The sequence below is a fragment of the Sporosarcina sp. Y1011 genome (genome assembly GCF_057669885.1).
Genome location: NZ_JBYHFP010000004.1, coordinates 85770 through 98874 on the forward strand (window position 1 = coordinate 85770; position 13105 = coordinate 98874).

Genomic DNA, 13105 nt, shown 5'->3' on the forward strand with positions numbered 1-13105 from the left:
GTTAGGCGCTGAAGCCTAGACGGCAAAAGGTGTCCGCATTTAACTGCGGACACCTTTTATGTGTTTATATTTAGTCAGCATACCTATCCGCCATGGAACAATCATTCCAAATGCTAGGATCCAGAACATTCCGCCCAGTTCACCTACGTCAATGGTACTGCTAAGAAGCAGTTTCCCAACAAGTCGGATAATGAGCAACCCTAGCAGTATAAATAGGAAGGTTTTGGATCGCTTCATATAAATATCGTCATCTCTACGTTCAAAATGCGTTGTCTTTATGAGGATAATCGAGAATAGTAGCCCAACAAAGATGGCCTCGAATATTTGAGGCAACGACACTCTGAATTCCTCGAATATGAACATCAGTGCACCCGTTGACATAAAAAGGGGTGGCAAGATGATTTTCATCGGCGTTACAGGCCTTTTCGCCGCTTTCGTTCTGACAATCAGCGCCATTGTCCCCATGAATAGTGCAAGTATGGTTGAACCGGTTATGAGATAAACCGAGGGTACCTTTGTAAAAACGGTTTCAATTAATTCGTTCATTGTATTTCCTCCAACCGACGCTTCAGTTATTCCATCCATTCATTCATTGAATGAACTGATTTGCTTTTTCAACTTAAAAACCTTGGAAGTCGCCAAATATTGGGCTTAATATGCTTGTTAAATATGTCAATCCATCGAAGAACAACAAAATTCCGAAAGCAATCATGATGATGCCTCCAATTTTCATTATTAGGCCACTGCGTTTTCGAATCCATCCAAGACGTGTGACAAAGAACGATAAGACAAAGAAAGGTATTGCAAAACCTAACACGTACATTAACATATAAATGACGCCCGACCCCGGATTTGTCGCAGCAAGTCCCATGATTACTCCAATTATTGGTCCCGAACATGGTGTCCAGCCAGCAGCAAATGCAAGCCCTATCACTGTGCTTCCTAAGTAACCCGAAGGACGGTTTTTAAATTGCAATCTCTTTTCTCCCATAAGGAATTTGGGTGTAAATATACCAGCAATCATCAATCCAAACAAGACCATAAAGATTGCTCCAACTTGTCTTAGTATTTGTTGGTTTTCTTGGAAAAATGTCCCAACAAGCGATGTAGCAAAACCAAGTACAACAAAAATTATCGAAAATCCGATTAAAAAGAATAGTGTATGTAGCATGCCGTTTCTGTTCATACGTTTCGAATCCGATTTTAAATCATCTAGTGACATGCCCGTAATATATGATATGAATGCTGGATATAACGGTAATGTACACGGTGATATGAAACTTAAAAAACCAGCGCCGAAAGCGAGAAATAAATTTATGTCTGTTCCCACATTATTCTCTCCCCTTCATTTTTCTTTCTTAATCTTATCAAAAATAACATTAAACTTCGCCTATTCTGTCTGTGAACAGTTTATGACTTTTAAAGGGTCGTTTGTCTACATTCTATATTCTATGCAAAAAAAAGCTTGCAACGCCAGTAAAAAGCGTATGCAAGCTTGATTTTTTCAGATAACATCTTCCAAAATATTATTTTGAAGAAGATACATTTTATGGTATAGACCTTTTTGTCCGAGTAATTCTTGGTGTGTTCCGCGCTCTATGATTTCCCCCTTATGAAGGACGAGAATCAGTTCAGCATCTTGAATAGTACTGAGTCTGTGGGCAATAGCAATTGTTGTACGTCCTTTCCTCATCTTTTCAAGACTTGTCTGTATTGCCACTTCTGTTTCTGTATCAATGTTGGCAGTCGCCTCATCGAGAACAAGGATTTTGGGATTCGTTGCTATTGTCCGCGCAAATGCGACGAGCTGGCGCTGCCCACTTGAATACGTAGAACCGCGTTCCGTCACTTTTTGCGAGTACTTTTCCGGTAGTTTTTCTATGAACTCATTGGCCTGAACAAATTCTGCAGCCGCTCTTACCTCTTCTGATGTCATATTTTTATTATGCAAACGGATATTACTTTTGATATCTCCATAGAAAAGGAACGGATCTTGCAAGACAAGACCTGTCTTCTTCCGTAGTTCTTCTTTTGGAAATTCTTTCAATGAAACATCATCGATATAAATATCACCACGTTCATATTCATAAAAACGCATCAGTAAGTTGATAATGGAGCTTTTTCCGCTTCCAGTATGGCCAACGAGTGCAACGGTCTCTCCCGCATTCGCAGTGAATGAGATATTTTTTAATACATCAGTTTGTCCATCATATGAAAAAGATACATCACGGAATTCGATTTTACCATCTTGAATTACGGCTTGTTTACCATCGTTCTGTTCCGGTTCTATATCCGGATCATCCATTAATTTAAATACACGGGACGCCGCAACCATTGCTTGCTGAAAAATGGATAATCTTTGCATCACTTGTTGGACGGGCTGGAATAAACGACGAATCAATGTCGTAAATGCATATAAAACACCTACTTCAACAGGGCTTGCCAGTGATATAAATCCGAAATAACCGAGTACAAAGACGATTGCTCCTGCATACAGCAGATCGATTGCCGGACCGAGCAGGATGCCGTCAAATTTAATGTTACGCATTCCTGCACGGTAATGTTTTTCGTTGATGTCGTCAAACTCAACTTCTAGACGTTCTTCCTGCCTAAATGCTTGAATCATCCCCATGCCGGATAATGATTCGGCTATTTTAGCATTCAGCTGACTCAACCGTTCACGGATGTCTTGATAGAAATCCGCACTATATCTCCTATAAATGACGATGACCGTTAAGAAGAGTGGCAACAATAACAGGGATATTAGTGCAAGCTTTGCATCAAGTGAAAATAGGGCAATGTAAACGCCGAGAAGCACAAAAATGGCTTGTAAAAACGTAACAATGACACTGACGAACATTTCTTTGATGGCTTCCGTGTCATTTGTTACACGCGAAACAATACTTCCAGCAGGCGTTTTATCAAAATAACGCATTCCAAGGCTTTGCACTTTTGAAAACACATCGATTCGCATCTGCTGAATAATTTTTAACGCAATATCTTGGAATCGAATCAGTTGGAAATAGGACACGACGACCATAAACACTTGGATACCTATATAAACTAGCGCAATGTTCATTATTTCTGTTCTTGGGAAGTTCATCGTCGCTAAATGATTATCGATAAATCTTTGGATTATCAAAGGTCCGACTATACTGCCAGTGACTGTCAAAACGAGTAGGATTAGCGCAAATATAATGCTCTTTTTATGAGGAATGATATATCTCAACAATCTCTTTAAGACAAACCATTGATCTTTTGCCGTTAGTTTCGGTTGTTTTTCTTCTGACATTATTCCTCCCCCCCCTGTTCGACAAGTACTTCAAGTTGTTGCAAGTCATACATTTCTTTATATCTTCCAGCCAGATCGATTAATTCTTCGTGTGTTCCAGCTTCGACAATTGCTCCTTCATCCATGACGATAATTTTATGTGCATGTTGGATGGCACTTAGTCGATGTGAAGTAATAATTGTAGTTTCGTTCGTACGTGTTTGTTTGAGCGAGTATAAAATTGCTTCTTCCGTTTGGGCATCGACAGCTGATAAAGAATCATCCAAAAGTAGCAATTCCGGTTCCATAATTAATGCACGTGCAATGGAAACCCGTTGTTTTTGACCTCCAGACAGAGAGACCCCACGTTCTCCTACTATCGTTTCATACCCTTCTGTAAACCCTAAAATATCTTCATGGATATGCGCGAGTTGCGCAGCATGATGAATTCTATCGGGTGCTATTCTTGGATTTATGAAAGCAATATTTTCAGCAAGTGTCGTTGAGAAAAGGAAGTGGTCTTGCGGTACATAACCGATTGACTCTCTTAAACGTTGCTGTTTATATTGATTAATAGGTTTGTCTCCATAAATGATGCTTCCTTTATACCCTTCAAACTCTCTTAACAGTAATTTCAGGATTGCCGTTTTACCTGATCCCGTTTTACCGACAATTCCCATTGTTTCACCCCGTTTTAATGTGAAGTGAACATTACGCAGAGCCGCCCGCTCATCACCTGGGAATTTAAACTCATCTATATCGAAATGCAAATCGCCTTCGGGTCTTCTATCAATTGCACCAGGCAAATCTTTAATTTCAGGCGATACAGATAATAGTTCTGTAATTCGGCTGTAAGATGCATTACCTCTCTCTACGATATTAAAGAGGAAGCCAAATGCAAGCATTGGCCAGACCAGAAGGCCGAGGTAGGCACTGAACGCTACCATGTCACCGATTGACATGTCCCCTGCAATGATAAATTTCGTTCCAAAATAGAAAGACAGAATGTATGAAACCGCGAATATGCCCGTAATTGTCGGATCGAATAATGCATCCACTTTAGCGACACGCATATTTTTACTGACAACATCAGTAGACAATTTGGTGAAATCCTCAATATCTTCGTTTTTTTGTCCGAATGTCTTAATGACTTTGATACCCGATATACTTTCCTGTGTCTTGTCATTCAAATTTGAAAATGCTTCTTGGGAAAATCTGAATCGCTTGCGTAGCAATCTACCATAATAGCTAGTCAGGAAGATCATGAATGGCAACGGAATGAGTGCAATTAGTGTCAGTTTCCAATGGATGGTGATTGCCATTGTTAAAATGACGAATCCGCCCGTCGCAATGGAATCGACCAGTGTCAAAATCCCCATACCCGCCGTTTGCTGCACGGCATTTACATCATTTGTTGCATGAGCCATTAGGTCTCCTACACGTCTTTTTTGGTAGAAGGATGGTGACATTCTTGTAAAATGATTGAACAATTTTTCACGCATCGTCCGCGACAACAATACAGCAGAACCAAAAATCATGACACGCCAATAATAGCGCGCTATGTACATGAGAATGCCGGAAATTGCTAGGATAACAAGCCATCTTGTGAGCCCGGCGGTTGTTAACGAACTCTCTGTAATGTCATCGACGATAATCCCAATAATCTTCGGTGGCAACAGTTGCAATATTGAGACGAAAATAAGCGCCGAAACCCCTAAAAGATATTGCTTCTTCCGCTGTTTGAAAAACCAGCCGAGCTGAACTAAAACCTTCACACTACTCCCCCTATTTTACTATAAAATTGAACCTTTGATTAGTTTAGCAAATGTCTGGACAATAAAAAAGGTCCGAGGTATAAATAATTCGAATTCGGAAATAGTTTTGTTGGTAAGATACGGATAAGCCATGCCATTTGCTCATATAATTACGAAGTATCGTCATTTGACTTTGAGGAGGAACTTAAATATGGGGACAGTAAATAACAAATTACTAGCATTGCTAATTATGCTACTAGGCACAGCAGTTTGTTCAGCCTGTTCGTACAATAGCGAAAAAGCGGTGCGTAATGGTGATGTTGTCAATATGCATGGACCTGTCTATAACTACCCCGTATTTGAAGCTTTTTTGGAAAGTATAGAGTCTAAGAAATCCGATGTAGTCCGTATTGCAAATTACTCACTTGAAGGAGACCCGACTTTATACAATCTGTCCTACAACGGCTCCTCGATTGCCTTAGAGATTAACCGTTCAAAAAATAAAAATAGAGGAAACAATCCTACTAAAACAAACATGACATGTACAAATCTAATTGAAAAGGACGGTCAGCAATTATTTGTCTACACGCTTACTGGATGCGATTCGTCTGACGAAAGTTTTACAATTTTAAGTGTAGCGAAAGAGCATGTGGACGAACATGAACACTAAGTATGGCTAATTAAGGTCGATTGTCTCGATTCCGACAATCGTATTCAGAGATATTTTTTGCAGCTTGGAGTTATCCTCTATATAAATAACTTGTAGCCGAGTATCCAACCTTTTCAAGATACCCGTCGTGTCAGTAAATAATCCATTCTCCCACGTTCTGATACGGACTTCGCAACGCGCTTGATAAGCAATATCTAACTGCTGTTGAAATTCCTGGAGCGACCATTCGTCAATATTGGGCTTTCGTTCATAGTTGTCTTCTCTCATCCAGTCACGTAACTCTGTCAAGTGTTCTGTCAACATCATCGCTGTCCATTTGATGCGTCCACGATCACGAATCAAAAAAATCACTCCTTTTTTCGGATAAATAAGTTCAACAATGTATAAATGAATTACACGTTAAAAATGAGGCAACCCTTTTATTTAAAATGCCCACCAATCAGTTTCTCCCGTTCAACCGTTGTTCCTGCATCTGTGTAAGAGACCGCACGCAGAACAGCATTCGTTCCATATTTATTTCGGAGCGAATCACTCACTCCACCGAGTTGTCGGGTGCGCCATTTGTTTTCATCGAACAGACTGAGCTGCATGGAATACTCTTCCTCTAACTTTGTTAGACTTAGTGATAATTGCCGAATGGGTCGGCCATCATGAAATTCATCATGCAATGCCGTACACACCCGATAAATTTCCATTGTGTCATTCGTTGCTTCATGTATCGAGCGTGAACGGCTAAAACCGCCGCCTAGTACTTGTTTTGAATAGCCTACAGACAAATGAATCGTGCGTCCTGCTCTACCCGATTCCCTCGCCCGCATCGCTACATCCTCACACATTTCAAGAATGATTGTGATTACATCTTCCCGTAAGATGTAATCACGATAGAGAATCTGCCCTTTGCCGTAACTCTCTTGCCCTTCAACAAGTGGCGGAGCCCCCAAATCAGATAAATCGATGCCGTGTGCATGGTAATACAATTGATTGCCCATGACGCCGAATTTTTTTTCAAGTCTTTCGAGCGGGGCATGAGCAAGGTCACCGACCGTGAATAGCCCCATTCCATTTAATGTCTTTTCAATTCTACTGCCAATCCCCCACATGCGGCTTAGCGGTGCGACGGGCCATAACTTGGCAGGTACATCTTCATACGTCCAATGCGCAACACCCGTCTTTTTCGCTTCGATGTCGAGAGCGAGCTTTGACATTATCATATTTGGACCGATGCCGCACGCAGAGTGTATCTGGAATTGATCAATGAGATCATCCTGTATCCGCCTCACAGTTTCTTCGAGCGGGCCCCATAGCCGTTCGGTTCCGCTGAGGTCAATGAAACTTTCATCGATGCTGTACACATGGATTGCCTCTTTAGGAACATAATTGTTCAGCAGCCGGGTGATTTCCATTGATACATCGATAAAAAAACCCATTTTCGGTTCGATTAGATGGATTGCGGGGTCATCGGGTATTTCAAATAGCCGCATACCAGTCCGCACGCCAAATTGTTTTTTTAATGGTGGAGATGCTGCAAGCACGATACCACCTTTCCGCTCTTTATTGCCGATGATGGCAATCGGCACTTCCATAACATCAAGCCCTTCCATTGCGGCAGCACAACTGGCGTAAAAGCTACGCATGTCGAGGCAGACAATTTTCCGATTTGGTAAATGTTCATACATATCAAACTCCCCCCCGCACAGAACATATGTTCTTATTTATATTATAGCCCTAACTGTAACTCATATACAATGGAATATTTATGCACGCACTTTGTTCCTTTCATTTTTCCCACAGCAAAAAAGCCGGCAGGTAGCCAGCTTTTAATAACATACATCGCTTTTCACTTAGGTATTCATAAAATTTCCGACCTGTGGATAAACTACTAAATGATATTTCACGTCCAGATTCCAGAACGGTGCATTTTCTCATTTTTTCATAAAGTACTTTCGGCCCAGTCTTTCGACAACTGACGGTGCAACAGCATAAATTTTACTAGTGATGCCCATATACCAAGGTAAATTCACATCGCGGACAGATTTCCCCAATGTTTTAATCACCGCATCGGCAACAGCTTCCACCGTCAACAAATGTCTGCCGAGCGATGTTCGGTAAGCACCTGTTTCATCCGCAAGTTCAAGAAAAGGTGTGTCAATCGGACCCGGATTAATAGTGGTGACCTGAATACCGAATGAAGCTACCTCCATACGAAGTGCATTCGTATAGCCAATAATTGCGTGTTTTGTTGCAGCGTAAACGGATGCTTTCGGGGTAGCAACTTTCCCCGCCTGTGAACCAAGATAAATAAGATGGCCGCTCCGGCGCTCCCTCATGCCGGGCAATAAAAGCTTTGTCAGTTGCATCGGTGCGATGACATTGACGGTCATCATGTTTTGAATCGCTTCATCGGAAGTCTCGTGTGCAAAACTGAACGTACCCATGCCCGCTGAAAAAATGACAGCATCCGGAGATCCAATCTGCGTCATTAAATGTTCGATGTCGTCTTTTTTTGTTAAATCTGCCGGTATCACTTGTGCGCCTTCAAGTCGCAACTTCTCTAAAATGGCAAGTGATCTTCCCGTTGCCCATACTTCATATCCCTCTGCCAAAAGCCGCTTCGATAATGCATAACCGACACCGCTCGTAGCACCTGTAATCAAAACCATTTTACGCTTGCTCATATTGGAGAATTCCGTTTTCATCTCGTTTTTCATGAACAAGTCCCTTTTCAAAAAGGTAATCGGTTTGGCCTATTGTTTCTGATAGCGTAAGACCAAGCTCTTTTTCATAGACGGATGGGAATAATTCGCGCGTCAATTCGAAAATTGTACGTTGGCCTTTATCCATCATTGCAAGCACCTTCATCGCCCGTTCGTGCTGTCTTACGAAACGGCCTTCAATAAGCTCGTGAGCATTGCGCACTTCATCACCATGACCGGTATATATGATATCAACGGGTAAAGTAAGAATGCGTTTCAACGACTCGTTATACTGCAACAAAGAGCGTGGACGGCCATGCTCAGGATTAAGCGGCGGCTCGATAAGCGGATTTGAAGAAACTTTTTCAAGCACCAAATCTCCGCCAATCATTGTTCTATTCTCTTCATCCCACAATACGATATGGCTTTGCGCATGACCTGGTGTTTCCATAACCATCCAGCCGGCATGCCCAGGCAGCGCATCTCCTTCAGCAAGCGTCATGTCGAGTGGACGTTCTCCCATAAGCGCGACAGACCTTTTCATCTTCTTAACCCAGCCAAGGTACTGTTCAGGTACGCCTTCTTCGATAAGTCGCTCTAGATAAAATGCATCATGATAGCGGGAGAAAGCTTCATCCCGTTTGAGCCATAAATCATTGTAGGTATGGCCTAAGACTTTTGCGTTATCAAATGCGTCAATCCAACCAGCGTGATCTGGATGATGATGTGTCAAAATGACCTGTTCAATATCATTGAATGAGTAACCGGCTTCCTTGATGCCCTGTTTCAATGCTTCATATGCTTCAGGGGTTTTCGGCCCCGCATCGACGAGTGACAGCGTATCTCCTTTTATAAGAAAAGCATTTACATCGCCTACTGCGAACGGTGTTGGAATAACAATCTTGTGTATCATATAAAAATCCCCTTTATAAGATGAATGAGTATTCAGTACAGTGTACCTTTTTTATGAGTTGACGTCATCTTTTGAATCTATCCTCTACCAAGATGGTAAAAATGCTATAATCACTTTATGTATTCTCGTGTTAATTTACTAAAGTATGAATGATTAGGAGGACGTATGTATGGGTTTATTCGGATTTTTCAAGAGTCAATTTATAGAAGTCATTGAATGGACGGATCAAAACGCAAATACAATGGTTTACCGTTTCCCTGTTCACAATAACGAAATAAAAATGGGTGCAGAATTAACCGTTCGGGAATCACAAGTCGCAATTTTCGTCAATGAAGGCGAAATTGCAGATGTATTTGGACCAGGACGTCATCTATTATACACACAAAACATGCCCATAATGACGAAATTGAAGTCATGGAAACATGGATTTAACTCCCCTTTTAAAGCGGAAGTATATTTTGTTAATACAAAACAATTTATCAATCAAAAATGGGGCACGTCGAATCCAATCATGATGCGTGATTCCGAATTTGGAGTCATTCGATTGCGGGGATATGGTATTTACTCGTATAAGGTATCCGACCCCGTTGTTTTCTTAAAAGAACTTTTTGGTACGAACGCATCCTATGATACGAGCAGCATTGAAGGACAGTTAAAAAAGATGGTGCTATCAGGGCTTACAGACCTCTTCGCAGAATCAAATATCGCTGCCCTTGACCTGGCGATGAACTACGACGAGCTTAGTGACAAAGGCAAAGAGAAAATGGAACAACGATTCAGTTCATTCGGATTTGAAATTACTTCATTATATATTGAAAACCTATCACTTCCTGAAGAAGTTGAAAAAGTGTTGGATCGAAAAACGTCCATGGGTGTCATAGGAGACATGAATCAGTATCAACAATACCAAGCCGCAGAAGCCATAAGGGAAGCCGCGCGGAATGAAGGCGGTTTAGCTAGTGCGGGTGCAGGAATTGGCGCAGGTGCTGCACTTGGAAGTGTTATGGCGAATGCCTTCCCGGCCAATCAACAGCAAACAAGTTCCCCTAATACTACGCAAACAGAAAAGAAGATTTGTCCGCATTGTCAGACACTTATTAATAAGAATGCGAAGTTTTGCGGCGAATGCGGTAAATCCGTGTTTATGCATCAAGTACCATGTACGAGTTGCAATGCACTCATAAATGAAGATGCAAAGTTTTGCGATGAATGCGGTACAAAACAGCTGACTGAAAAAACATGTGTAAAATGTGGCAAGGTAAATGGTCCAAATGCCAAGTTTTGTGGTGACTGTGGCGAAGACCTTTAACTCTGATGCAAAAGAGGTGTTCCTATGACGGACTTAACAAATAATCAAGATTTGGAATCGATCAAAACTGAACTGACGACGGTAAATAAATGTTCTTCCTGTGGAGGTAACACGTTATTTGAACCGAAAAGTGGAAATCTGAAATGTCCGTTTTGCGGAAGCGAAAAGGAAATCGACCAGTCTTGGGAAAATAGTATTGAACACGACTTCTTAGAGGCATTAGAAAAAGAAAATCACAGCTGGGACGATGAAAAACGTGTTTTTAAATGTGAAAACTGTGGTGCCGAAACACTTTTAGATAAAGATAAAGTGGCCGATTTCTGCTCATTTTGCGGGTCTTCTCATATTGCAATAAGTGAACACCATGCGGGCATGAAACCAGCATTGGTACTCCCCTTTAAAATCGCGAGAGATGATGCAGTTGAAAAATTCAAGATATGGATGAAAAAGAGATATTTTGCTCCATCTAAGCTAGTGCAATCGTATAAAATGGATACCATTGCGGGAGCATACATCCCGTACTGGACTTTTGATGCCCAGACGGATTCTTCTTTCATCGTCCAGATTGGCACGTATTATTACGTAACGGAAATACGGACCGTATTTGAAGATGGCAAGTCCAAACAAGTATCGGAACAGGTAAGGAAAACCCAATGGCGTACGGAACACGGGCACTACAGCGAATTCTTTGACGATGTTTTGGTGAAAGCATCACGTAATGTAGCAAGTGGCCTTATTGATAAGATTGAACCCTTTCAGTTAAATGGACTCCTCGACTATAAAACAGAATATTTATCCGGTTTTTTAGCAGAAAGGTACTCGATTCCATTGAAGGATGGCTGGAATGATGCAAAAAATAGTATTGACGCCGGTATTAAGAATGGAATACATGGACAAGTATATGGTGATGTTGTCAATATTGTAAGTGTTTCCACTAACTATGACAACATTACTTACAAACATATTCTATTACCTATTTGGATTTCTTCGTTCCAGTTCAACAATAAAATCTACCGCTTCCTCGTTAACGGACAAACCGGTAAAGTTAGTGGGCAATCGCCGATAAGCGCCGTAAAAGTATCGATTTCCGTCATAGTGATCTTAGCAATTATATTCATAATCTACTTGCTCTACACGATAAGCTAAATATTTTATTGCATAAAATGATAGTTGACTTTCTTCTGTCGGCATGCAATAATCGGACTAATTCAAGTACATATAGGCGTTGAAGAAGATAAGTAATTGCGGTAATGGAGAACAGAAAATGTGGTCACTGACTGAAAGCCACCCTCCCTCTCCCGCTTTGAACCTCCTTCCGAGCTGCTGTGGAAACACAGGCGTGCCTTTCGCGTTAAGAAAGAACGAGATGTACCGGTTTATAATCGGTAAATTTAGGTGGTACCGCGGAAACATGTGTTTTCGTCCTTATTTAGTAGGGGCGAGAGCGCATTTTTTTTGCGTCTGTCAAAGGAACTTATGCTGTTATTAACGGAATGAAAGAGGTAATTCAGATGAAAACGATTGTATTTATAGGAGCCGGATCGATGGCGGAAGCCGTTATTTCCGGTATTGTGGAGCAAGGTGCTGTAATACCTCAAAATGTTTACGTCATGAACAGATCGGACGATGAAAGACTAATTTCGCTGCACAATAAATATGGAATCTCGATTGTTAGCAAGGACAAAGAAGCGCTGAAAAATGCAGATCTCATTGTACTTGCGACAAAACCAAAAGACATCTACCAAGTGATGGCAGACACACTTCCCCATTTGGCTGAAAAGACAGCGGTTTTATCGGTCATTGCAGGTGTTTCAATACAAACAATCGAGACAGGTCTCGGTTTTAGACCAATCGCGCGCTCTATGCCCAATACATCTGCTACAATCGGAAAATCAGCCAGTGGTATCGCGTGGAATAGTGCGGTTAGCGATGCGTTAAAAATACATATACTCGGTCTTCTCAATTCAATTGGGATGGTGAGAGAAGTCGAAGAAGATGACCTACATGCAGTCACTGCTCTTTCCGGAAGCGGCCCGGCGTATGTCTATTATTTAGCGGAAGCACTTGAAGAAGCGGCAATCAGCAAGGGTCTTACAAAAGAAGTAGCACGTGCGCTTATTATCCAGACTATTGAAGGAGCTGCGGCGATGTTGAAAGAAACAAGTGCGGAACCCGCGGAACTGCGCGAAAACGTGACAAGTCCAGGCGGCACAACGCAAGCAGGATTAGAAGCTTTGGAAAAAGGTCTATTTAAAGAAACGGTTGCGGACTGCATTAGTCAGGCAGAGAGGCGTTCGCGTGAGCTTGGAGCAATGTCTTGAAGTTACTCAATTTGTAATAAACAGTAGAACGTCAAACTCGAATAATAGGTTACTATTTAAAGTGACTATTTTTCGAGTTATCGTTCAAGTAAACAAAACATGTATTCGTTAAAATACTACCATCTTCATGGTAAGTTATAGTTCTATCAATATCGAAAAACACAATTTTGTAAG

Annotated in this window: 12 protein-coding genes and 1 other annotated feature; of the genes, 4 read left to right on the top strand and 8 right to left on the bottom strand. The window is 41.4% G+C overall.

Translation table 11 applies throughout. The features are described from left to right. Positions 1-39: 39 nt before the first annotated feature. The 4 genes from AC25Y5_RS06555 to AC25Y5_RS06570 form a co-directional block, all read right to left on the bottom strand. Entirely contained in the window at positions 40-546 is a 507-nt protein-coding gene (locus AC25Y5_RS06555; protein ID WP_488139623.1) for a CcdC family protein, read from the bottom strand. A 73-nt stretch (positions 547-619) separates the two neighbouring features. Further along, complete coding sequence (locus tag AC25Y5_RS06560; protein ID WP_482106169.1) at positions 620-1330, bottom strand: cytochrome c biogenesis CcdA family protein; 711 nt, start codon at positions 1328-1330, stop codon at positions 620-622. Between the two features lie 174 nt (positions 1331-1504). Beyond that, the gene (locus AC25Y5_RS06565) at positions 1505-3292 is read right to left on the bottom strand and encodes an ABC transporter ATP-binding protein (protein ID WP_488139624.1); all 1788 of its coding nucleotides are present in this window, start codon (positions 3290-3292) and stop codon (positions 1505-1507) included. Further along, the gene (locus AC25Y5_RS06570) at positions 3292-5046 is read right to left on the bottom strand and encodes an ABC transporter transmembrane domain-containing protein (RefSeq protein WP_488139625.1); all 1755 of its coding nucleotides are present in this window, start codon (positions 5044-5046) and stop codon (positions 3292-3294) included. Before AC25Y5_RS06570 ends, AC25Y5_RS06565 begins: the two co-directional genes overlap by 1 nt. Positions 5047-5236: 190 nt before the next feature. Between AC25Y5_RS06570 and AC25Y5_RS06575 the strand changes: the two genes are divergently transcribed. Beyond that, positions 5237-5695 carry a DUF4362 domain-containing protein gene (locus tag AC25Y5_RS06575; protein WP_488139626.1) on the top strand — a complete coding sequence of 153 codons (459 nt, stop codon included), beginning with the start codon at positions 5237-5239 and terminating at the stop codon, positions 5693-5695. A gap of 6 nt (positions 5696-5701) precedes the next feature. Here AC25Y5_RS06575 and AC25Y5_RS06580 read toward each other — a convergent pair whose 3' ends face one another. The 4 genes from AC25Y5_RS06580 to AC25Y5_RS06595 form a co-directional block, all read right to left on the bottom strand. Beyond that, positions 5702-6037 carry a YolD-like family protein gene (locus AC25Y5_RS06580; RefSeq protein WP_488139627.1) on the bottom strand — a complete coding sequence of 112 codons (336 nt, stop codon included), beginning with the start codon at positions 6035-6037 and terminating at the stop codon, positions 5702-5704. 77 nt (positions 6038-6114) lie between these two features. Continuing rightward, the gene (locus tag AC25Y5_RS06585) at positions 6115-7371 is read right to left on the bottom strand and encodes a Y-family DNA polymerase (RefSeq protein WP_488139628.1); all 1257 of its coding nucleotides are present in this window, start codon (positions 7369-7371) and stop codon (positions 6115-6117) included. A gap of 246 nt (positions 7372-7617) precedes the next feature. Continuing rightward, a complete protein-coding gene (locus AC25Y5_RS06590) occupies positions 7618-8403 on the bottom strand; it encodes an SDR family NAD(P)-dependent oxidoreductase (RefSeq protein ID WP_488139629.1) in 786 nt (261 codons plus the stop codon). Then, complete coding sequence (locus AC25Y5_RS06595) at positions 8357-9301, bottom strand: MBL fold metallo-hydrolase (RefSeq protein WP_488139630.1); 945 nt, start codon at positions 9299-9301, stop codon at positions 8357-8359. The genes AC25Y5_RS06590 and AC25Y5_RS06595 overlap by 47 nt, the downstream gene beginning before the upstream one ends. A 169-nt stretch (positions 9302-9470) precedes the next feature. On the opposite strand from AC25Y5_RS06595, the gene AC25Y5_RS06600 reads away from it, so the two are divergent. The 3 genes from AC25Y5_RS06600 (at position 9471) to proC (ending at position 12931) form a co-directional block, all read left to right on the top strand. Then, positions 9471-10610, top strand: a complete 1140-nt coding sequence (locus tag AC25Y5_RS06600; protein ID WP_488139631.1) for an SPFH domain-containing protein — start codon at positions 9471-9473, stop codon at positions 10608-10610. A gap of 24 nt (positions 10611-10634) precedes the next feature. Further along, positions 10635-11756, top strand: coding sequence for a hypothetical protein (locus AC25Y5_RS06605; protein ID WP_488139632.1), 1122 nt, complete (start codon positions 10635-10637; stop codon positions 11754-11756). Positions 11757-11826: 70 nt separating this feature from the next. Further along, positions 11827-12040 (top strand) — a binding site (T-box leader). Between the two features lie 81 nt (positions 12041-12121). Next, entirely contained in the window at positions 12122-12931 is an 810-nt protein-coding gene (gene proC / locus AC25Y5_RS06610) for a pyrroline-5-carboxylate reductase (protein WP_482102536.1), read from the top strand. Positions 12932-13105: the final 174 nt, after the last annotated feature.

What these genes read in the sequence shown, in the direction of transcription:
- AC25Y5_RS06555 (WP_488139623.1), bottom strand. Translation starts at nt 546, where the DNA reads ATGAACGAATTAATTGAAACCGTTTTTACAAAGGTACCCTCGGTTTAT.
- AC25Y5_RS06565 (WP_488139624.1), bottom strand. Translation starts at nt 3,292, where the DNA reads ATGTCAGAAGAAAAACAACCGAAACTAACGGCAAAAGATCAATGGTTT.
- AC25Y5_RS06575 (WP_488139626.1), top strand. Translation starts at nt 5,237, where the DNA reads ATGGGGACAGTAAATAACAAATTACTAGCATTGCTAATTATGCTACTA.
- AC25Y5_RS06585 (WP_488139628.1), bottom strand. Translation starts at nt 7,371, where the DNA reads ATGTATGAACATTTACCAAATCGGAAAATTGTCTGCCTCGACATGCGT.
- AC25Y5_RS06590 (WP_488139629.1), bottom strand. Translation starts at nt 8,403, where the DNA reads ATGAAAAACGAGATGAAAACGGAATTCTCCAATATGAGCAAGCGTAAA.
- AC25Y5_RS06595 (WP_488139630.1), bottom strand. Translation starts at nt 9,301, where the DNA reads ATGATACACAAGATTGTTATTCCAACACCGTTCGCAGTAGGCGATGTA.
- AC25Y5_RS06600 (WP_488139631.1), top strand. Translation starts at nt 9,471, where the DNA reads ATGGGTTTATTCGGATTTTTCAAGAGTCAATTTATAGAAGTCATTGAA.
- AC25Y5_RS06605 (WP_488139632.1), top strand. Translation starts at nt 10,635, where the DNA reads ATGACGGACTTAACAAATAATCAAGATTTGGAATCGATCAAAACTGAA.
- proC (WP_482102536.1), top strand. Translation starts at nt 12,122, where the DNA reads ATGAAAACGATTGTATTTATAGGAGCCGGATCGATGGCGGAAGCCGTT.